Below are 20,950 nucleotides of genomic sequence, written 5' to 3' on the forward strand. Positions count from 1 at the left end.
ATAGAGCTACCTTACTTTCGACGCCGCTCGACGTTTTGAATGAAGCCATGCTAACACGCGCCCTCGGAAACGGCTGTGAGCGAAATAGACGATTCCGTAGATTACCGCACCAGCGACGATCACGTTTATAGTGGCACCAGCTAGAAAGGTCTTTCCCATCACGAGAGCATCGATAGTTCGTTCGTCCACATCCTCCATCTTATCGACTCTGACGGGGGAGTGGTAGACGAGGCCTCCGGTCTTCATATTGAGGAAAAAAATAGCGGGCCAGAGTACGACGAAAACCGTGCCTCCTACGAAGCCGGCGAGGGCGTTGCCACCGGCCAGTCCTGCGGCGAATCCTCCCACTACGATTCCGAACCCGAAGGTAGGGAAAAAGTTGATCAGAGCCCCAATTGCGAAGCCGCGAGCCACACGCTCGCTCCCATCTCTCACGCGAAACAACGAGATGGTTTGGAAGCGTACCCAGCGTCGGATCTTTTTTAACGTAGTACGTATTGGAATGGCATTTCTAATATCTCCGTAGTCTGCACAAACCGATCCGAAAGCGAATGGGTTTTTTCTGCAGCTGGGATAAAGGTCACAGCGACACTATTTCTGACGGGTGAAAAGGTGCAGAATGCTTCAACCGATTGGTGCATCATGAAACACTGTCGGCAATTTTGCATGTGCGGTGAGTCTTGCGTCACGTGGCGCGAGGTTTGCAAACAGCTATGTCATGGGCACAATGATACGTAAAGGCACCGAGGTGAAGTGGACTTGGAGAGATGGTACTGCGAAGGGAAAAGTTCGGGAACGATTTACTTCAGCAGTCTCGAGAGTATTCGATGGAGCTAAGGTCAAAAGAAAAGCTACTCGCTCCAAACCTGCCTATTTGATCCAACAGGAAGATGGCTCAAGGGTATTGAAATCGAAGAGCGAGCTGTCTCGGTCGGACTAGCCGTGCCTAGTCCCTGAAAGGGCTACTCAGAATTATGATTCAACGAATTAAGTATGTCCGTAGGCAGTAAAGCGAAGAGAATTGAGAATGCGTTATGGGGACTGTTTTGCGGTGACTCCCTCGCGATGCCCGCCCACTGGATATACGACGTCGACAAATTGCAGGAAGTGTTTGACGGAGGTATATCCCAATTCGTGTCTCCGCCTCATCCGCACCCGGAGAGCTTTATGGTTGGTTCGGAGTACCAGCCCGATATAGAAACGGCGACGAAGCAAGGTCGTAAATTTGACATTTTGGGTGTGCACGCGAAGTACTATAAAACCAACTACACCGAGTTTGAGTTGAAAACAGAGGGTTCCGATCCGGAGCATGGAAATTCGGTTCCGCAAGAGGATGAAAGAATTCATTATCACCACGGACTTGAAGCTGGTGATGTAACGCTCGGCTCCGAACTGGTCCGATTGCTTCTGAAAAGCGTAGTCGCTGAAAAGCGTTACACTGAGGACGTGTTTTTGTCAGAGTTTATTGAATACATGACGAATCCCGACGAGCGAAAGGATCCGTATACCGAAATCTACTTGCGTCGCTATTTCGAGCATTATTCGGAAGGTAAGGACCTGCTTGACTGTGCGGCCCGTCAACGCGAGGTCTGGTCTATCGCTTCAATGGGGGGGCTGCTTCGCCCTATGGTACTATCGCTCCTCGTCGACGACACCTATCTCGGCATCGGTATCGCAGCTGGACATATGGAACTGACACACCGATCCGAAACGAATGTTGCTGTTTTGTCGCAAGGCGTGCCGCTGCTCCACTCGCTGGTACGAGGTGAAGACCCAATGGTAGCGACCAAGAAGCACTGTGCCGGGCTTCGAGCTCCTGTGATTTCAGGGGATGAGCTTTTTGCGAAATATCGGGAGGCTGGAGGTCCCAGTAACCTACCGGACGATGAGGTATGGGATCTTCACACGCGACTGGAGGATACTGCTATCGATTTCACGGAGCTCGGAAGACTGTCGCCTGTGGAGGTCGTCAACAAACGCTTAGCGACTGCTTGCTATCCCGAGCACGGATGGCCGTTGACTTTGTACTTTTCCTTGCATCACGGCTTTCAGATCGAACCAGCTCTGTTGGCAAATGCCAATGCGGGCGGGGACAATGTGCATCGTGGAGCTCTTTTAGGGCTGTTGCTAGGGGCGTCGTGCGACGATTTTCCGGAGCACTTGAAGGAGGGCTTGCGGGATAGGGACGCGTTGGCGAGCGAAATAGAAAATTTCGTCGCAGTCGCGTGCAACAATTCGAAAGCGTATTGAGAGCCTTGGAAATTGAGCAAGGCCGCGTAACAAGATTATAGATACGTTAATCCTACCCGGGTTGCCTACCAATGGGAGAAGGAGGCAAGGTAGTAACCTTTCTCGGTCAGCAATACTGGGCAGCGGTTGTGAAGAGGTCTTCGAAGGCGTCGATCGTACGGGCTATGGGTTTGGCGTAACCGCCTCCCATGAGGATTACGAGAGGGGTGTGGTTTCTCTCGTTGAGCTCGAGAGCGCGCCGGTTGCGTCGGCGTAATCCTTCGTGGCTGAGGCAGAGGTTTCCGAGCGCATCGACTTCCAAAGTATCCACTCCAGCTTGAAAAAGAATCAAGTCGAAGCGATCAGGCTGTATTTGCTTGAGCGTCTTTTCGAGGCAGGACATGTAAGCGTCGTCGCCGATGTTGTCCTCCAGGCCGACGTCGAGGTCGCTCTTTTGCTTGCGGAAGGGGAAATTGCTCTGTGCGTGTATGGAACACGTGAAGACGCCTGGTTCGTGGGCCAAAATGGATGCGGTGCCGTCGCCTTGGTGCACGTCGAGGTCGAGGGAAAGGACTCTCTTGATTTCAGGCCGTTGCAGAGCTGCAAATGCGCAAATGGCCACGTCGTTAAAAATGCAGTAACCAGACCCAAAGTTCCGGTAGGCGTGATGGGTGCCGCCGGCCATGTTGCCCGCGATGCCCCCGGTTTCTAGAACCTGTTCCAAGGCTTGCAGGCTCCCACCCGCGATGCGCTGGGTGCGTTCGACTATGGCAGGCGTCCAGGGCTTGAGACCGATGCGCCTCACCTCCTTTTCGGAAAGCTGGCCCCCTAAGAAAGCATCGATGTAGTCCGTATCATGGGCTAAGGCGAGCTCGTCTCGCATTGCCCGCCGCGGACTGCGAATTTCAATAGCGGGGTTTCCCTCCAGGCGCTCCGCTAGCAGGCGGTAGCGATCACGGGGGAAGCGTGCGGAAGGATGAATACCCTCGGTGTAGATTGGATGGTAATAAAGCGGTAACATGAAGCAGCACGTAGGGAATTACCTTTTTGCTATGCAGACGAGTGAAAGCCGCAAGGCGTCATTTCAGTGGCGTCTCTTTAATGTGTGGCTTCGTTCGTCGGAGTCGCTATTGACTGACTCTCAAATAGTCGACCCTATGGAGATTCCACACAACAAGCTTGAACCTGAGATCCTTCGGGCCGTAATCGGAGAGTTCGTTACGAGAGAGGGTACCGAATACGGAGACCGTTTCTTCTCGCTCGACGAGAAGATCGCAGCAGTCCGAGCACAGCTGGAAGACGGCAGCGCTCGTATCGTATTCGACACGGAAAGCGAAACCTGCAACGTAGTTACCGTCCAGTAGGGGACGGTCAAGCGTGGTACCGTTGAGAGGCGAGATGAGCTAGATTTGGTTGTTTGGCCTCTCTGTTTTTGTACATAATCTGTGGATACTAAATGTCCTTGGAAGCAATGATTAATCCTGGTCGTTCGCCTAGTCCGGGCTCGTATCCAGGTCGCCAAGACAGAGTGTCACCGTAGCTCGGGCTGAAGTTCGTGTTATAGTCTACGAAGAGGTTCTCTTGGTGGTTTACGATATCGGGGTCGAGCCAGACGCCAGCGGATATTTCGTCCCAGAGAGGGAACCCTGCGGGCCAGGTCACGAGCTTCCGCGCAAGCTCAGCTAGTGCTTCGCTTTGGATGCGTTTCTGCAAATCTTCAGATAGTTGAGTCCCAGTAGAGGGATCGACCGGCACCACTGTGATTTTTTTCCAAGGGCTGCGAGCGGCGATAATGGCAGCCTCGGGATCGACGCAGATCTTGAACTCGCGGCGGGGCGAGTTGGCCAGAACTCTCTGGCAAACTCGGCAGCGACTTGGTTGTCGAGAACTTGGCGAGGGTTGAAGCTGCCGCCCATGTAAACCAGCTCCTTTGCGAGGCTGGCGAATTCGGGGTCGAGGCGTTGAGCGAGGGCGAGATTGGTGAGTGGTCCTCCCTCGAGGATGGTAACTTCGCCGAGGACCTTACGTACCATCTTGATCATGAAGAGGACCGCGATTTCGGCGGCCGGCTGCAACTGGGGCATTCCCCACTCGATTTCTACCGGATCGTTTAGCCCGTAGTAATGTGGAGCGTTTTGCCCGGTTTCCTCGACCCACTCTTTCATCCAAGCACCTTTCCAGGTCAACTTGCCGTACAGGGTCTCCCAGCGCTCGGTCTCGGCTTCGAAATTGAGCAGTGAGGGGCGGATTTTTCGCAGCGTTTGCATGACCGCTCTACAGGCTGACGAATCAGTTTCGAACGAAGTTACATCCTAAGTCGTTCCGACAGAAGTAGCGTAGTATTTGACTAAGCGTGCTTTCTCGAAGAGAGTCTCACTTCGCCTGATGCCTGTCTCCTACCGCTATAGCTCTGAGAGTAGAATCGTTGAGATCACCTGTTCTGGAGAGCTAACGATCGACGAGATCATGAAGTACTTCAGTGACTTGCGGGATGACACATCGATACCTCCTGGAGCAATCGAGCTGGTCGACCTCTCGTTGATCGGGCACTTCAACGTGGATTTTCAAGGGGCCTCTGCTATGCCATCTGGATACAAGTCGGCACAGGAATCGAAGGAGATTCGGGCCACCATCCTTTTTGGCATGAACCGGCTCAATCAAGGGTTAGCCAGCCTGATTCAAGCTCACTTTTTGCACACCCTACCTCATCACCCGTTTCACTTGGCTGTGAACGAGCGTGAAGCCCGTGCTCTCGCTGACAAGTTGCATGCTGACTGCGAAGAGGAAACGGGCTAGCAGCGAGTGGGAGGCGGCTTTGAGTCGTTGATTCTGAATAGCGCTACTTTTAGAGGACAACGAAAAAGGAGTCGCCTCACTGAGCACTTTGGGCAACCGCGGATGCACGTGAATGTCACCGATCGATTTGTTTTTTGAATACGGGCTCGGTGAACAGAGAGAAAATGGGGACTCCTGACTAGGAAGGGCGCTGTTTAACGCCGCTGAAGAGGCTTAGTTTTTCTTGAAGCATTAAAACCTCTGCAAGCTATAGCCTTTCTCTGGAATTCGACTAGAGTTGCTTTTTCAGGGAACAAAACGACTGTGTCGCTGCCTCCGTCGACCGGCGGCGTACTGCTCGTCTCTTTCCTCTGATGCCTGTTATGACGATTCGTCGGAAGTTTCTCTATAGGGTAGTGCCACTGGTGCTAGCTCCTGGTATTTTGTTTTGGCTGACATTTCAGTTGGCGATCGTACCGCCGCTAGAGGATACGGAGTATCTGGAATCGAGCCTCGACGACTTGGCGACGCTCTCGGAAACGACACAGAGTGAAGCACGCTCTCGTTTCGAGTCGGCTATGAAGGAAGCCTATTCTTTTGCCCTAGCAAACATCGGGGCAAACATGGATGGGAAGCTGGATTCCATCGAAAAGTCTCTCATATTGTCGGCCCAACGCAATGATCTGAAAGGGCTGCTCAGCAGCGGAGGGTCCAAAGAAGACCGAGAGAGTTCAGGTGAGTATTTTAGAGACCTGATCGAAACGCATGGACTGGTACGGGCTGCTTTGGTCGATGACAATGGACGGACAGTAGCTGGCTTAGAAATGCGAGATAGCGCCACCAGTTTGCTTGAAAGCAAGGCGGGGGCAGGACGAGGCGATCGGCGGAAGACGTTGTCCGAGCCTTGGTTCATCAAGGCGCTGGGGTCGGAGTTAGGAGCGACAAGTTGGCAGGCGTATTCGATGGGGGGTATGGGGGCGAGCTCCTCCCGCTCCGTCATCTCGGGAACTGTTCCGATTCAGAGTCAATCGGAAGGGGCTCCTGTCGTCGGCTACCTGCAATTGGTACTTCCGGTGGAAAGCCTAGCAGACGTGATACATGGTCCTGACGAGCTCACTTCGGGGATTCGTTTGGTCGATAAATCTGGAGTGGTGCATTGGCGGCGGGAAGGCACAGGACAAGCGGACGACGGGAAAGAAGCTCTGTTTATCTCTCAATCGGTCCGGGATGGAGTTTTGAGCGCCGAGGTCTCGATACCCCAAGAGCTCGTTAGCGCGAATCTAGCTCCTTTTAATACGCTTTCCGCAGCTATGGACGCGGACGTTAGCCGTATTCGGGCGCAGACCGAACACTTGCATAAAACCATTGGCAGCATGTCGGTGGTGATGCTTACCACTAAACTTGTGCTCCTAGCCATAGCCGTGACGCTGGCTTGGAGGTTACTAGGTGGCATCGCCTCGCGGATCGAAATTCTGAATCAGGCCACGGTGAGGATTCATGGGGGAAATCTGGATACTCAAGTCGCCGTCGACGACCAAAGTGACGAGCTCGGCTCGCTTGCTAAAGGGATCGAGGAGATGCGCCAGCGTATCCAGCAGAACATCGCCGAGCTCGACAAAAAGGTGGAAGAACGAACTACTGAGCTAGCGTCTGCCAACGGCTTGCTCGAGAAGGAGATCGTAGATCGGCGTCGGGCGGAGGAAGCCGCTTGCGCGGCAAACAACGCAAAGAGCGAATTCCTCGCTACCATGTCTCACGAGATTCGAACGCCTCTTAACGGGATATTTGGAGGCATAAGCCTGCTTTCGAAATCCGGATTGGACGAAGAGCAGAAAACCCTGTGTGAGATCGTGGGGAATTCGACCAAGTCCTTAAACTCGCTGGTGGACGACATATTAGACCTAGCGAAGATCGAGGCTCGTAGGATCGAGTTATCGGACGAGCTCTTCGACGTGGCGAGTACGGTGCGCGAGGTTTGCGACACTTTTCGTTTCGGCGTCAAGGAGAAGGGCGTAGAACTGGTTGTCGAAAACAAGCTTGAAGATCTTTTGCTGCGCCAGGGTGACCCAGGGCGGGTCCGGCAAATAATCTATAACCTTGTCGGAAACGCGGTTAAATTTACCAATAGAGGGAGCATCAATATTCAGATTTCTCCAGTCTATACGGATCCCGATTTCGTATGTATCCGTATCGAAGATACAGGCATCGGGATGAGCGACGAGCAGGTCGAACGAATATTCGATCCCTTCACCCAGGCTGATGAAACAATAAACGAGCGCTTTGGCGGAACGGGCTTGGGCTTGGCCATTTCCAGTCGATTGGCTGAGCAAATGGACGGCAAGATTCTCGTCGAAAGCAAAATCGGAGAGGGATCGATATTCACCCTGGTGATCAAGCTGCCGCGCGAAGGCGAGAGAGCTGCGAAAAATAAGGGATCTTCGCAATTCGCGTTCGGCAATCCCCCGAACCCGGGAGGGAGCATTTTGCTAGCAGAGGACAATAACTCGAATCGCGTAGTGATGGCTAAGGTACTCACTCAAGCCGGGTTCTCGGTCCATGCGGTTCGGGATGGCAAGGAGTGTCTGGATGCTTACGAAAGCGGTAAGTTTGACTTGGTGTTGCTGGACTGCGCCATGCCCGTGATGGATGGGTACGCAGCAGCTCGATCAATTCGATCTAAGAGTGAAGGGGCTATCTTGGCACCAATCATGGGGATCACCGCCCATGCAACCAGTGACCAGCTGCAACGCTGCGAAGCGGCAGGCATGGACGAGGTGCTTTTCAAGCCTCTAGATGGCGAGATGCTCGTCGAGGCCTGTCGCAAACTCGTGAGAGAGCGACGGAACTAGGAAAGCTGGCAGAGAGAGTCCCTAAGGTGGATACCGTCATTAGCCAAACCCTTCAGCGAGCGATAGCTATAATTCCAGCGGCTCAGTCTTGACTAGGCACTTTGAGCACCGCTTTCAGGGCGGGTTTGGGCGACAGATCCCGATTCCAAAGCAGCGGGTAGTTTGTACGACCGGGAATGGGGTATCCGTTCTTCCACGACATGTTGTCATGGATGCCCCAAAGCGTGACGCGGTCGATCTTCTCACGGTTACGATAGAATATCTGGAAAAGTTCTGCGTAGCGGTCGGCAAGCTCCTGTTCTACAGATTCGGGAAGTCCGTCCGCGTAGGGGTCAAGGTAGTCCTTGAACTCCTCCAGCTGGAATTGGGGGTGAAACATCCCTCTGCCGATGATCTGACCTTCTCTAGTGAGCGGCAGCACGTCCACATCGAGCTCGGTGATCATCACTTTGACGCCAAGCGCAGCATAGGCGTCGATGGCTTCTTGGATGTACTCGTTCTTGGGATAATTTAGCCCCCAATGCGCTTGGATGCCGATGCCGTCGATGCGAATGCCCTCGTCTTGGAGCATCTTGACCATGCGCACAATCCCGTCGCGTTTGGAGGGCCTCCAGGCATTGAAATCGTTGTAGTAGAGCTCCGCGTCGGGTGCGTACTGGGACGCGTATTTAAACGACAACCGCACGAGCTCGTCTCCGTCGCCAATGCTATTCACCCAGGTGGTGGGGCGGTAGGAGCCATCGTCAGCAATTACTTCGTTGACGACGTCCCAAGCGTGGATGCGTCCGGCGTAACGCCCGGCGACGGTTTCGATGTGTTGGCGCAAGCGCTCCTTTTGCTGCTCGGCGGTATTTGGCTCACCTTCTTCGTTCTGGAAAAACCAGTCCGGTGTCTGGTTGTGCCACACCAAGGTATGGCCGATGATTTGCTGGTCGTGTTTCTCTGCGAAGTCGACGAAGGCATCGGCTTGCTCGAAGGTAAAAACGCCTGACTCTGGGTTGACCGACTCCGCTTTGAGCGAGTTTTCTGCGGTCACTGAATTGAACTGCTGCAACAGAATGTCCTGCACTTGGCTATCGCGACCGTCCACCACCCAGTGGCTGAGTGACGCTCCAATTTTGAACGCATCGGTGTATGCTCCTTTAAGCGTTGGGTCCGTATCTTCCGCGAAGGAGTGTACCGCAGTCACGGCAACGAGAAGGGTAGAGGCGATGAACTTAGGCATGGGTGGGATAGACGTATGAAACATAGTTCCAGAATTGAGGGAGTTCAGAAAGTTGGCAATGTGAAGATTTTGGAGGTCAGGTCCAGATCGATCGGGGTCCTGCTGGAAGGATTCCGCTAGGGTTGAGTTCGTCGTGGGTCAAGTAGTAGTGGCGCTTGATATGGCTGAAATCGACTGTTTCGGCAATCCCAGGTTCGTTGTACAAACGCTGAGTGTAGTTGATGAGATTTGGGTAGTCTACGAGTCGACGTATGTTGCACTTGAAGTGTCCGTGATAGACCGCGTCGAAACGGATCAGCGTCACCCACAACCTCCAATCAGTTTCGGTGATGCTATCGCCAATAAGGAACGGGCTTCGACTCAAGCGGGATTCGAGCATGTCAAGTGTGTCGAAAAGTGGATACACTGCATTTTCGTAAGCTTTTTGGCTGGAGGCAAAGCCCGCTTTGTATACCCCGTTGTTGACAGTTTCGTAAATCAACTCGTTGAGGCGATCGATTTCGGGGAGCAAGACCTCTGGACAATGTTCATGTCGCTGGCCCGTCAACGACGAGAAGGAGTTGTTAAACATCCGCATGATTGCGTCGTCGTTGTTGCTGACTATGCGCTTGGTTTCCTTGTCCCAAAGCACCGGCACGGTGATACGTCCTTTGTAGTCTGGATCGGTAGCGTGGTAGGCTTCACTGAGGAATTGGAAGCCATTGACGGGATCGGCTTCGCATCCGGGGACGTCTTCGACGAAACGCCAGCCTTTATCGTCGCGGATCGGGTCGACTACAGTCATGCCGATATGTGGGGCGAGACCTTGCCGCTCACGCATGATTATAGTGCGGTGGGCCCACGGGCAGGCTAGCGACACGTAGAGGTGGTAGCGCCCGGAGACGGCGGGGAATTGGGCGTCGGGTTTGTCTTCTATCCAATTATCGAAGGCGTCCTTTTGGCGCTCGAAGGCCCCATCCTCGCCTTGTTCGTCAGGGAACTGTGCTTTCTTGCTCATCGATAACGGAAACGGATCATGTGCGGATTTTATTGCATGGTACAGGTAACCGCAAAATGAATACCTTCTTAGTTCGAAGGCATCGGTAGGTGTCTCCCCAGAAGGAATGATGGAGCATCGAGGCAGCCGAAAACGGGGACGGATTTTGGTTTCTTGGAACCGTTAATAGCTGTGGTCTATAGTCCGGTCCTACTTAAGCAAGATGCCCACCTTGCTTAGGATTTGCCCTTCCTGTTTCGCTGGCTCACTCGTTGGTGGTTGATTCTGGAACGATGCGGTAGAATTGGCTCTTGGTGTCGGGAAGGCGGATTCGACGCGTTCCGTTAGCGTATCGATCAAGGTTGGAGTAGTCATCTAGGAAATCGTCCGGCCCAAGCTCTCGCCAGCTCTCACTTGCGAGGTCGTCGGAGACCTCCACGCGGATCCCCGTACGCAGCCCTTGAGCGGGGAGTTGAAGGGATACGATGAGAGAGTCGGCTTCAGTAGCGAAGCTCCAAGGCATCCCCGGGTGTGTGTCTGGGGCATAATTGAAGGCATACAGAACAGCAAGGGAGATGCCACGCGAGTCGATGGATTCCGTGTCATCGAGATTGTATCCAGTCTCTAAAAGCCAGTGCCCGAATGGGTTCGGAGCTGAGAAGGTGGCTACGGCCAAGGTGGAGCCGACAGAAGTGCTGGTGAGGGTGGTATCCGTGTTTGTGAAAGTTTCCGAGCGACTTGCGTTAAGGGTGGCTCGGTAGGTGATCTTGAATTCACTTTCACCGCGCGTTTCAGTGTTTCTTGAACGATCAGTCGAATATCGGTGCCGATAGCAGGGTCAATCCGGTCTGGAGGGTTGGTGGCTACGTCGATGCTCTGGGTCTGCGTTTGGCCGTCGATGGTGAGCGAAGCGGTGAGGGTCCCTGCAGTTGGGTAAGATTGCAGCCTATTCTGCTCCAGCAGCATTCCGTCGTAAGCTACCGGGTGGGCGTCGCCGAGAGTGTTTATCCTCATCCGCAGCCCACTGGCGCTTTGCACGAAGACAACCTTTTTGGTGCCCTGGCCGTTGAAGTGTATGTCCGCTGTATTCCGAAACGAGTAGTTCGACTCTTTGATGTCGCCTCCGGTGAAGCGGATAGCTGTTACTCTCTGGGTTTGCGGTTCGAAGGTGAGCACCGCGTTCATGGTGCCGTCGTGTTGAGTGTCCTGCGTTGCGGTGTCGCCAGTGGAATAGCTGATCGTACTGGTGCGCGAGCTTTCGACGATAACGAACTCAATCGGGATCTCCATGCCGTTAGCGAAGCGAAATGCCAACAGCGCAATTGCTGCCATGTACAAAATACGAAATCCAGTCACACGGCTAAGGCAAAGTAGTTAGGGGTAATAGTCAATTAAGTGTGTTCGCCAAAAAACCGGTTGCTAGGTGGTCTCCGCGCAATGGTTACCCGACAGGTTGTTGATTTTCCAAGGGGGGAGGCTGATTGAGGAATCGGTTCTCGTCAGTCCCAGATTTGCGCAGAGCGAAATCCGCAGGTAGCGGGAATTTGCTTATCACGGGCAAAGGGCCTCAGAGAATGAGAGCATGAAAAGGGGATCACTTCTGAGAAGTGGTTTCACTGCAGAGATCTAAGGCGTAGTCGGAGTCATCTTAAGAAACGATAGCTTTCTCTAGGTGGTATGCTCGTATAATTAGCATAGTCGTTTGACCGTAAGAATCGATTGATCGCTATCGTTGTCGGCTGAAATAAGCTAAATATATCCGAAATGTAGATACAAAAGGATCCTCCTGTCGTGGCTTAGATGTTGATGTTTGATTAGCTTTTGCGGCTCTCATTGTTGGGAAGTTGAGTGTAAATAACTATTTGGAAATGAAAAGTGAAGATGGATCCCTTTTCGTTTTATCATTCCGGGTGGCCTTGATCTATGTATTAGTATTAAGAATTAGGATACGATTTTTCGTATTGTCGTCCATGCGTTACTATTTTGAGCGTTTCTCGTCTTGGATTTTCTTGAGTTTTTCCGATTAAGAGATTCTTATGACTAATCCCACCCCTGCTTTTGGCGAAGATCTTGAATCTGAGGAGCGGATCTTGAGAGGCTTTTTGGCGTAGTGGTGGGGAGGTAAGCATTATGTTGAGGTCCCTTATTCAGCGGGTTGTATCGGTACTTTTCATTTTTGGTATAAACTCCTGCGTGCCGAGGGTGCTCGCTCTTGATAAGGTTCGGGAGGAGACAAGAGTGGACGAAGTGCACGCGTCTCTGGGCATCGATGGCGAGGGTGTCGTCGTTGCCATATTAGATCGCGGATCGATTGGGAAAACGAAGATTTTCGAAACGAAGATGGCACGACGCGCATCAAGTACATACTCGACTTCACAGAAGACAGAACCGACGGCATTATCTATACAGAGGCTCAAATCAACGCAGCCCTGGCAGGCGGATCCGATCTAGCAACCCGCGATGCGGTAGGCCACGGAACCACGACGACGGGTATCGCGGCGGGCAACGGCAGGAATTCTGTTGATGGAAAGTATATGGGAATCGCTCCAAAAGCTTCGATCATCGCGGTGAAAGTGACTTCCGATGGAGTGCCAGCCCACGACGATCAACCTGCAGAGGCTTCGTTTTACGATGGGAATTTAGTTTTCAAGGGCATGGATTTCGTGGTGGCGAAGGCGGCCGAGCTCAAAATGCCGGTCGTAATGCTACCCAATATCGGAAGCAACGGAGGTCCAACCGATGGTACGAGCCAGTTCAGCAGGAAAATTGATGAAATCGTTGGCTCGGGAATTAAGGGAGTCGCTTTTCTGAACGGGCCGGGTGACGAAGGGGGAGCAGCTAACCATGCTCAAGGTACCATTGCCCCAGGCGAGACAGCATCGCTCAAAGTGGAAAAGGCGCGGGCTGACGGGATCGTTGTCGATCTTTGGTATCCAACAATTGGAGCAGGTGAAAGCGGATTGGAATTTACAATTACGACGCCTTCGGGAGAGAGTTTTGGTCCTTACGCTTCGGTGGCTAATGAAGGCGCTCGTGACAGTAGGAATAACGATGGCGATCCCTTTACTTATTATCACAATGGTCGGGACGTTGATTTTAGCCTGTCGACGAGCCAGAAGAGGCAAGTTTGGATATCCATAACAGGCGAGACCGGCACGTATACGATTGATATTAAGCGCGGCGACACTGCCCCCACTTCGACGACGTTTCAGGCTTCTCTGAATTTCGCCAACTATTCGCAGAGTCCAGCAAACGGCTTTACGACGTACGCTAGTTCGGGCAACATCTGGGACGGAGCGACCGCATTTAACAACATTTCACCGACGAACTACGTCCTGCAAAACGCCTGGACTGATATCGATGGAGTCGCTCGGGTAGCCCCAGCTGCAGCGGGGGGCAATAGGAGACATTTGGAGCGGCAGTAGCGTGGGGCCGACTTTTGATGGAAGGTTGGGGGTAGACGTTGCGGCGCCGGGAGAGTTTTTGATAACGGTTTACGCACCTGATTCTCATTGGGCGACTTTCGGCTTTAACAAGGTTCAAGATGGCAATGGCCATTACGGCAAAGCGAATGCGGTGAGCGCAGCGGCTCCGATCGTGACTGGCATCGTAGCGTTAATGTTGCAGGCAAATCCGGAACTCGACCAATTGCAGATCCGCGAGATCCTTCGCTCCACAGCCCGTTCAGACGCCTTCACTGGCGATGTTCCCAACGCGGTCTGGGGTTACGGGAAGGTCGACGCTTACGAAGCTGTGATGGCAGCTCTTTTGACGAACGCTGGAACAATTCACGCTTCGATTGTTGTTTCGGGAGAAGTGCCCTTGCTCAGTTTTGCAAGCACTGCAGGGCTGACTTACAAAATCGAATACAAAGATGAGGTCGACGATCCCGCATGGAGTTTGCTGGAAGATGGGCTCGTCGGCACGGGTTCGGAAATCGAGTACTTTGATGAAAGCTTCGGAGACAGTGCCAGGAGATTCTATCGAGTAGGAATCGACTAGGGCTACTCTGTACTCCAGCTGGCATGGATTTGCTTAACGAACGAGCGGGTACAGTCCACTCCTTTTCAGGGGATTCAATGTTACTACAGTGAATTGCGTGAATCGAACGCGTGATAGGTACGCTGAATCCAGCCTTGCAGACGACTGTAGCCTATTGTGCGATTTTCTGCCTGAGCGTGAGGACGGTGAACTCCGCTGGACGAGTCAGCGAGATGCCGACTATTACAATCAATTCACCGTTTGTTATATCCTGAGAAGTCATCGAGGTATTCAAACCGCAGCGGACACTGAACGCTTCCGATGCCTTGGATCCTGCTAAACCGCCTTGCCGCCATATCATCAGAAGGAAGTTTTCTATCACCGTCTCGATGTTTTTCCATGTGCTTGGGACGTTCTCCTCGAAGGCAAACCCTCGGATCGCTGGGGTGCAGGAGCTTTCAATGAACTGTATGGTACGTCGGGCCGAGATGTATCGCGATTCGGGATCATTGCTATCGAGCGTGCGAGCACCCCAAGGGATTACACCTCTTCTGGGGATGGAGCGAATCGCGTTCACAGATCTGCCGCTCGTCGGATCGATGTTCATATACTCTTGGGTAGGCTGGTCCACCTGTATGGTCGGTTTGGATACGCCCGTTAAAGCTATATTTGCAGGTGCCTTCCACACGCCTGTTCTCTCGTCGTTGGCTACGAAGACTCCGGCCAACGCGCCGCTTGGCGGCAAGCGGTTTACCTCTTGGAGCATTGAATCCATTATTGCTTGATAGGCAGAGCTGGCGCTGAGGAGTTTGTCATGATACTGTTTGAAGGATGTTTTCCGTTTCGATGACCTGACAATATCCTTCAGGATTCTTACGACCTCTGGATTGGGATCGTTAGCGGGGCTGAGGATGTCGATGAGCTTTTTGACGTCTCCGCCAAAGAGGTTATTGTAGCTCAAGTCTTCACGGTCCAGGATCGTCGTATCCAGAAATGGATAATAAGCAGCACCGTTTCTGAGCCCGTTAGACCCAATACGATTACGAAAGCTGTCAATGTCGGTTTGGGAATTCTGAGGGTTGCGACGTGCTCCTTCAGCCACGTCGATGATGCTCATGCTATTTCCGAGTCGCTCGTTTTGGGCGAGCGCTTCTCTGATGATGATCCCGTTTTCGGCTGAAGGAAGAAGGCTCGCGTCAGGGAAGGCGTAGAGGGTTACTTGTTTCTCTGACTCTAGGATTTTCAAGCCTTTTTGTAGTGCCTTTATGCTTACGTTGCAGTTAGTTATGGTTGCCCCAGGACTTGCTGAAGCGCCTGACGCGGGGCCGTAGGTGCCAATCGATACAATGTAAGCTGTTTTGCCTCCGTTTTGGAAAAAGAGCCTTATACTGGGGTAGAGGTAGTAGACGGTGTCCGGGTCTGGCTGGAGCAGATAATGTTTGCCGGCGATCGTTAGGGTTGGTTGGCTCGGCCGCTGGCCGGCACTCTCCACTAAATAGTATTGTGGGTCTTGTCGGCTATTTGGGTCACTGGCGTTGGTATTCGATGCGTAACCGAAGATCGTTTCACATTCCAACAGGGAGGTGATCCGCTTTGCCTTGTTTAGGACGGAGATTCCGCGGTCGCTGGCTTGTGGCGTATAGCCGACAAAAGCTGGAATGGCGGTTTCGACGGGTGCGACCGCGGGTGGAATGGAACCTATCTCCTCGATGTATACGCCGGGTGTTCTGAAGGTTCGTCTAGGCATAGCGAGTGGGCTTTGTATTTGGGATGGTTCGGTAGGGTTCTAGTATGGATAACGCTTCCGACACTGTTTCGCAAGGCTGTTGAATGGAGAAGGTCTTAGGTGCGCCGTTCCATCATAGCCACCGAATATAACGAAACCATTGCTCACGGCGGAGACTTAGTGGGGTGGGGATTTGGACGATTCGCTGGCATTTACACCCTTTGAAACCTTCCTGCAAAATGTGAAACCTCTTAGGAAGACTGGCCCGCATCCAGGCCTGAGACGTCAAATCGCAGCCTCGAACGCTCGCGCCTCAGCATGTACTCCTGGACTCTCAATGCTGCTTTCGGCTTGTCTAGATTGCTCCAATGATCGCAGTGAGTCCGAGTAGAGTGAGTGCTGCTTTTGCTTTCACACCTGTTCTCTGACTGAATGGCACGCACCGTTTGAGGGCTCGAGCAGCTACGGATAGAGTTTCAGCGACGTGGAGATCTGGACGCGATTGACGCCACGTGCTCTAACCGACCGTATTGCAGCCGCACTCTGTGGCTGGGACGAGTCGTTCGGGTTTCACCAGATTGCGTATCCATTTTTTGCTGCTAAAACGGTAGACGCATAGAAATAGCTTCACGAACTCTTCCGAGTTGATGGCCAAGAACACGATGTATAGCGGCATATGCCAGACAAACGCGGTCAGGTAGGTCAGCAGGATCCCGACTGCCCATTGACAAAACAGATCCAATCCCAGGCAAAAACGGGTATCGCCGCCGCTGCGCAGCAACCCGACAATCACCGTTATATTAACGGAGCGAAAACCGCTCACCAAGGCTAAGGCCGTTAGCACTTGGGTCGCGTCCGTCAAGGTATCTCCCTCGATCGCTGGATAAAAACTCAATATAAGTCCCCTCGCACTCCAGATGAGAATACTCGAAAAGATTGCGCAGAGAACGGACCAAACAAAGAACGCCTTACCCTCGCTCCACGCGTCCGAATACTCCTCCGCTCCAAGCCGATGCCCGGTGATCACGGAAGCTGCTGTCGCGATGCCTACGTAGAGAGCCACTATTATCGACTCGATGGGTGTGATCATCGACAAAACCGCTAGCTCGCTCGTGCCCATTCGACCGACCAGTATATTGTAAACCAAAACGCCGAATGACCAGACCACGCCATTGATCGCCAAAGGAATAGCGACATTTGCGATCTTTCTGCACAGCCCGCTTCTTATTCCCTCTCGAATGTCTGCTAGGGAAAAGGCGAGGGAGCTTTTTCTCATATATATATAGGCTATCCCGCATCCGGTTTCCAACAGAGAGCTGATCAGCGTTGCGTATGCGGCGCCCTCTAGGCCTAGGCGAGGCATGCCCCAAGCTCCGAAGATGAGCATGTAGTTGAGAAGCAAATTGGAGCCCACCCCCACGATACTCAGCCGCATGCTGATCTTTGCTAAGCCGATGCTGCGTAGGGCAACCGAGAATACGGTCCCGATCGTCAAAGGAAACGCCATCAGCCCCGCTATTCGGAGATACGTGGAACCCAGTTCGATTACGCTCGCATCCGTACTCGCCAAGCCGACAAGCGCATCGGGAATTAGAGCGCAAAGCCCCACAAAAACCGCGGCAAACGGAAGGCCCAGCAACAAGGCAATGCCGGTAGAGCGCCGCGCTTGGTCTCGGAACTTCGCTCCCCATTGCTGGCTTATGATCACACCACCTCCGCTCGCGATCCCGAAAATCGCTAGGTTCATCACGAAAATGATGCGGCCAGAAAACCCGATTGCCGCGACCTCCGACAAGCCCAGGTGCGCTGTCATCATGATATCCGCGAGCGATCGCGAAGAAAACATGAGCGTTTGCAAACATACCGGTATCGCGGTGGCCAGCAGGCGTCTCACGAAGACTGGTTCAAAACTGAGCTTAATACTTTCCCTAAACATAACCATGAATTCCCATTTTCCCAAAAAACGGAATTGAGGCGGATGCTCGAAGCCCAGGAGTCTCGCAAGCATTTTTAGAATAGAATCGCCTCGTGTGTAAGAGTAGTCGGATCGGCCTCGACAATCAGGTAGATGCGCCGAGTGAGTCGTACCTAAGCCAATCTTTAAAGCGGTGCCGGAACTCAAGTGTCGCAGTATCGAGAAACTGGACTGCGGCGAGATAGCTAGCGTTTTAACCGAAGTAATCGTGAGAAGGCTCTCGCTTCTCTGCCGAACGTTGACGCTCATTCCGGCCCGAAAAGGTGAAGATCGTTTCGTTGTGGTGGAACTATTCTCCTGAGTCGATTGACGGAACTGGAAACCTAACTTCACAGGGACTATGAAAAGGATCTTAGAATTCGTTTGTTTGGGCGCGGCATTGTCGGGCTTGGCGGCTTGCGCGGGACCAAATTTGGCGAGCCGTATCGACGCGGGTATGCCAGAGTTCGATTCCTGGCCGGAGGAGGTCCAGGAGACGGTAAGCGACGGGCAAATCGATATCGGTTTTTCCGAGGAACAGGTCGAGATGGCTTGGGGCAAACCTGACTACGTAGTGCGCGAGACCTTAGCGAGCGGGGAGACCGGGGAGCGCTGGGTTTGGGAAAAGAAGTCGCCTGCGATCGGTATTGGTATCGGCCTTGGGACTGGAGGCAGCCGGGGGGGAGTGAGCGGAGGCGTGGGCACCACGGTAGGCGACAGGGATCGCGTGAAACGTAGCGTGGTTTTCCAAGATGGCGTGGTTCAGTCCTACAGCGAATAGTTCCCGCAGTAATCATTCTCCATTTTGGGTGTTGGTTGAGAAGTCGATTTCGGTTACGACCGGCAGGGGAAGGACTTGTCAACCATAGGGAAATGCGGGCTCTTGGCTTGAGCTTTGAGAATACCGAGTTGTTCCTTTTTGGCGGAGAGAATGCAGCTCTCTGCATCAAAGTGTCGATGACACTGCTGCAGGTTGATGGCAGCTTTTACGCCATCGACTTGGCCTAATGGTTGCCTGGTGCACCAGCGCGAGGGAAGGCCACTTCGATGCACGTGCCTCCCTGCTCTCTTGGCACCTTATTCAACCGCCAGTGATGGGTGCGGCAGAGCCGTTCAACGAGCGTCAATCCATACCCGTGCCCGGGAGCCGAAGCCGCGGCGATATCTTTGAATTCAGGCAGCCCCGGCCCGTCGTCCTCGATCCGAAGTCGCCCGGCGCCATCAATCGAATCCACGCGCACGCACAGCTCGCCACCCGGAAGATGGTTGAATGCGTTGCCGATCAGGTTGTGGCACAAGACTGCCAGTACTTCGCGGTGGCAGTCGACCGTCACCGTTTGGTCGGCGAACCATTGGATCCGCAGCGGGTGTGTGGGATAGAGCGCTCGGATTTCGTCCACCACCTCAGAGACGACCTCGGCCGCGTCGACCGCCTGCGTTGGCTTCTGTTGTCCGCCTTCCCGGGCGACCATCAAAAAGATCTCGATCAAACGTTCCATGCGATGCACGGAACGTTCGATTCGCCCGAAATAGCGTTTCTGTGCAGCATCATCACCGCTAGTCTGAAGCAAAGAGATCGCTCCTTTCAAGGTGGCGACGGGTGTGCGCAACTCGTGGCTACAATCCGCGAGGAAGTCGCGCTCTCGGGCTAGCGACTCGTGCAGACGCGCTTCGTAGGCTTCCAAGGCGCTCTCGAGAACACCCACTTCGTCCTGGCCAATGCGCACCGCTCGTCCCAAGGGAAGCGTATCGGCCTTAACGTCCGGATTCCGTTTTTGCACACGCTCGGCGAGGACGACTATCGGCTTCAATGCCCACTGGGTGATCAGCGAAGCTACGGAAAGCGCCGCCACAATGACGATAAGTACCACAATCAGGAGCGCTAATTGAAGCCAGCCGACAATCGCGTCGGTGTACTCATCTGCTGGGCTGACGAGCCAAGTCAACGCTTTCTCTGAACCTAGCGAATCGACCCAGATCACATACTCCTCTTCCCAGTCCGACCCCTCAGGCACGAGCATGTAGTCGAAAAATCCATACATCACTTCGGTTCGGTGTCGCTCACTGTCGCGGAATGCTGAATACAGCCCGCGTTCTGTGGGCGGATTCGCAAGCCCGAGCTCCTCGCTGATCGATTCGCTGGACGTATAGCGGACCACGCCGGGCGGGAGCGGCGCCGTAGGCCCGGCCTGAGCCGCGTATTCGAGGAGGTGCTCATAGTACTTGTTTCGAATGAGCTCCTCTGCGGTGAGCAACAGCATCCATCCAACCGACGCGAACACTACGGCCTGCAAAACAGCTAGGCCCACGAGCAGCCAGCGAATCCGAGAGGCCAGGCGGCTGGGCGGCCGTTTTTTCGATTCAATCATGTCGGGGCTCGGTCACGGCCATCTGGTAGCCTACTCCACGGTGAGTATGCAGCAGCGCGATGCGTTCCGCTCGATCCACTTCAGCGCGGAGGGTCGCGATGTGCGTGCGCAGCGCGTCGCTCCCGGGCGGTTCCTCCGCCCAGAGATGGCGTTCCAGTTCTTGGCGGGGGACGACGGCCGGGGATCGCGCCAGCAGGTATTCGAGGATCGAGTAGTCCATGGGCGTGAGGACGAGTCGCCGCGCGCCGCGGCGAACTTCCCGGGTAGAGGGATTCAATTCTAGGTCGTGCAGACGGAAAACAGAGGATGGAGACAGCGCTGAACTGCGGCGCACGAGGGCACGCAGTCGGGCAAGCAATTCCGGCAATGCAAATGGCTTTACCATGTAGTCGTCCGCGCCTGCCGCGAATCCGGTCAGTCGGTCGTCGAGCAAGTCTGCGGCGGTCAACATGAGCACGGGAATCCGAGGTGCGATGCTGCTCCGCAAACGACGGCAAACCTCCAGCCCATCGATGACAGGGAGGCGAAGATCCAGAATGACCGCCGCGTGCGTCTGCTCGTTCACGCGATGCAAGGCAAGGGCTCCGTTGGGTACGTAGTCGACACTCCACCCCCGTTGTTCGAGGTAGTCCTGAATATTGCCGGCTAGGTCGAAATTGTCCTCCACGAGGAGAACGGGAGTGTTGGGGGCGTCGTTCATCTTAAGAAGCGCACGCGGCCAAGAAGTGCCGTCGTCCGAGTGGTTTCCAACTTGCTGGCCGAAACCCGCCACCCTTTCAACCTGTTTGTACTGCAACACGGAGTTAAGAAGCGCGATTTTGCGTTTCCTTAACGTTCGCCTCACAACGCGTTCACGCATGCTCGCG

At 53.8% G+C, this 20,950-nt stretch carries 21 protein-coding genes; 9 read left to right on the top strand and 12 right to left on the bottom strand.

Going from position 1 to position 20,950, the window contains the following annotated elements:
* Positions 1–6 precede the first annotated feature (6 nt).
* A complete protein-coding gene (locus QEH53_RS14415) occupies positions 7–516 on the bottom strand; it encodes a DUF2062 domain-containing protein (protein ID WP_309023951.1) in 510 nt (169 codons plus the stop codon).
* Between the two features lie 211 nt (positions 517–727).
* Here QEH53_RS14415 and QEH53_RS24205 point away from each other — a divergent pair, with 211 nt between their 5' ends.
* Positions 728–940, top strand: a complete 213-nt coding sequence (locus tag QEH53_RS24205) for a DUF2945 domain-containing protein (protein WP_345785724.1) — start codon at positions 728–730, stop codon at positions 938–940.
* Positions 941–993: 53 nt separating this feature from the next.
* Positions 994–2,250 (top strand): ADP-ribosylglycohydrolase family protein, encoded by a 1,257-nt coding sequence (locus QEH53_RS14420; RefSeq protein ID WP_309023914.1) that lies wholly within the window; start codon positions 994–996, stop codon positions 2,248–2,250.
* Between the two features lie 106 nt (positions 2,251–2,356).
* Here the strand turns inward: QEH53_RS14420 and QEH53_RS14425 are convergent, their stop codons facing one another.
* Positions 2,357–3,250: a histone deacetylase gene (locus QEH53_RS14425; protein ID WP_309023915.1), complete on the bottom strand. Its 894-nt coding sequence runs from the start codon at positions 3,248–3,250 to the stop codon at positions 2,357–2,359.
* On the opposite strand from QEH53_RS14425, the gene QEH53_RS14430 reads away from it, so the two are divergent.
* The gene (locus QEH53_RS14430) at positions 3,249–3,593 is read left to right on the top strand and encodes a YheU family protein (RefSeq protein ID WP_309023916.1); all 345 of its coding nucleotides are present in this window, start codon (positions 3,249–3,251) and stop codon (positions 3,591–3,593) included. The genes QEH53_RS14425 and QEH53_RS14430 overlap by 2 nt on opposite strands.
* A gap of 88 nt (positions 3,594–3,681) precedes the next feature.
* Here QEH53_RS14430 and QEH53_RS14435 read toward each other — a convergent pair whose 3' ends face one another.
* Both QEH53_RS14435 and QEH53_RS14440 read right to left on the bottom strand, forming a co-directional pair.
* Complete coding sequence (locus QEH53_RS14435) at positions 3,682–3,891, bottom strand: hypothetical protein (protein ID WP_309023917.1); 210 nt, start codon at positions 3,889–3,891, stop codon at positions 3,682–3,684.
* A gap of 20 nt (positions 3,892–3,911) precedes the next feature.
* A complete protein-coding gene (locus QEH53_RS14440; protein WP_309023918.1) occupies positions 3,912–4,496 on the bottom strand; it encodes a nucleoside hydrolase in 585 nt (194 codons plus the stop codon).
* Between the two features lie 118 nt (positions 4,497–4,614).
* On the opposite strand from QEH53_RS14440, the gene QEH53_RS14445 reads away from it, so the two are divergent.
* Together QEH53_RS14445 and QEH53_RS14450 are read left to right on the top strand one after the other, a co-directional pair.
* Positions 4,615–5,025 (top strand): hypothetical protein, encoded by a 411-nt coding sequence (locus tag QEH53_RS14445; protein WP_309023919.1) that lies wholly within the window; start codon positions 4,615–4,617, stop codon positions 5,023–5,025.
* A 353-nt stretch (positions 5,026–5,378) separates the two neighbouring features.
* Entirely contained in the window at positions 5,379–7,853 is a 2,475-nt protein-coding gene (locus tag QEH53_RS14450) for an ATP-binding protein (protein WP_309023920.1), read from the top strand.
* An 82-nt stretch (positions 7,854–7,935) separates the two neighbouring features.
* On the opposite strand, the gene QEH53_RS14455 is transcribed toward QEH53_RS14450, so the two are convergent.
* The 4 genes from QEH53_RS14455 to QEH53_RS14470 all read right to left on the bottom strand — a co-directional run bounded on the left by QEH53_RS14455 (position 7,936) and on the right by QEH53_RS14470 (position 11,386).
* Positions 7,936–9,078, bottom strand: a complete 1,143-nt coding sequence (locus tag QEH53_RS14455) for an endo-1,4-beta-xylanase (protein ID WP_309023921.1) — start codon at positions 9,076–9,078, stop codon at positions 7,936–7,938.
* 76 nt (positions 9,079–9,154) lie between these two features.
* The gene (locus QEH53_RS14460) at positions 9,155–10,075 is read right to left on the bottom strand and encodes a glutathione S-transferase family protein (RefSeq protein ID WP_309023922.1); all 921 of its coding nucleotides are present in this window, start codon (positions 10,073–10,075) and stop codon (positions 9,155–9,157) included.
* Between the two features lie 244 nt (positions 10,076–10,319).
* The gene (locus QEH53_RS14465) at positions 10,320–10,730 is read right to left on the bottom strand and encodes a hypothetical protein (RefSeq protein ID WP_309023923.1); all 411 of its coding nucleotides are present in this window, start codon (positions 10,728–10,730) and stop codon (positions 10,320–10,322) included.
* Positions 10,721–11,386: a hypothetical protein gene (locus tag QEH53_RS14470; protein ID WP_309023924.1), complete on the bottom strand. Its 666-nt coding sequence runs from the start codon at positions 11,384–11,386 to the stop codon at positions 10,721–10,723. The genes QEH53_RS14465 and QEH53_RS14470 overlap by 10 nt, the downstream gene beginning before the upstream one ends.
* A gap of 1,097 nt (positions 11,387–12,483) precedes the next feature.
* Here QEH53_RS14470 and QEH53_RS14475 point away from each other — a divergent pair.
* On the top strand, positions 12,484–13,479 hold the full coding sequence (locus tag QEH53_RS14475) for a S8 family serine peptidase (protein WP_309023952.1): 996 nt from the start codon (positions 12,484–12,486) through the stop codon (positions 13,477–13,479).
* 1 nt (position 13,480) lies between these two features.
* The gene (locus QEH53_RS14480; RefSeq protein WP_309023925.1) at positions 13,481–14,056 is read left to right on the top strand and encodes a S8 family serine peptidase; all 576 of its coding nucleotides are present in this window, start codon (positions 13,481–13,483) and stop codon (positions 14,054–14,056) included.
* Between the two features lie 151 nt (positions 14,057–14,207).
* On the opposite strand, the gene QEH53_RS14485 is transcribed toward QEH53_RS14480, so the two are convergent.
* Positions 14,208–15,782: a hypothetical protein gene (locus tag QEH53_RS14485; RefSeq protein WP_309023926.1), complete on the bottom strand. Its 1,575-nt coding sequence runs from the start codon at positions 15,780–15,782 to the stop codon at positions 14,208–14,210.
* 496 nt (positions 15,783–16,278) lie between these two features.
* Complete coding sequence (locus QEH53_RS14490) at positions 16,279–17,985, bottom strand: MATE family efflux transporter (RefSeq protein WP_309023927.1); 1,707 nt, start codon at positions 17,983–17,985, stop codon at positions 16,279–16,281.
* Between the two features lie 91 nt (positions 17,986–18,076).
* Here QEH53_RS14490 and QEH53_RS14495 point away from each other — a divergent pair, with 91 nt between their 5' ends.
* Together QEH53_RS14495 and QEH53_RS14500 are read left to right on the top strand one after the other, a co-directional pair.
* The gene (locus QEH53_RS14495; protein WP_309023928.1) at positions 18,077–18,496 is read left to right on the top strand and encodes a hypothetical protein; all 420 of its coding nucleotides are present in this window, start codon (positions 18,077–18,079) and stop codon (positions 18,494–18,496) included.
* Between the two features lie 92 nt (positions 18,497–18,588).
* The gene (locus QEH53_RS14500) at positions 18,589–18,723 is read left to right on the top strand and encodes a hypothetical protein (protein ID WP_309023929.1); all 135 of its coding nucleotides are present in this window, start codon (positions 18,589–18,591) and stop codon (positions 18,721–18,723) included.
* On the opposite strand, the gene QEH53_RS14505 is transcribed toward QEH53_RS14500, so the two are convergent.
* Both QEH53_RS14505 and QEH53_RS14510 read right to left on the bottom strand, forming a co-directional pair.
* On the bottom strand, positions 18,720–20,084 hold the full coding sequence (locus tag QEH53_RS14505) for a HAMP domain-containing sensor histidine kinase (RefSeq protein WP_309023930.1): 1,365 nt from the start codon (positions 20,082–20,084) through the stop codon (positions 18,720–18,722). The two genes, QEH53_RS14500 and QEH53_RS14505, sit on opposite strands and share 4 nt — an antisense overlap.
* Positions 20,077–20,943 (bottom strand): response regulator transcription factor, encoded by an 867-nt coding sequence (locus QEH53_RS14510; protein WP_309023931.1) that lies wholly within the window; start codon positions 20,941–20,943, stop codon positions 20,077–20,079. The genes QEH53_RS14505 and QEH53_RS14510 overlap by 8 nt, the downstream gene beginning before the upstream one ends.
* Positions 20,944–20,950: the final 7 nt, after the last annotated feature.

Origin of the sequence: Pelagicoccus sp. SDUM812002 (assembly GCF_031127835.1) — a bacterium.
GTDB lineage: Bacteria > Verrucomicrobiota > Verrucomicrobiia > Opitutales > Opitutaceae > Pelagicoccus.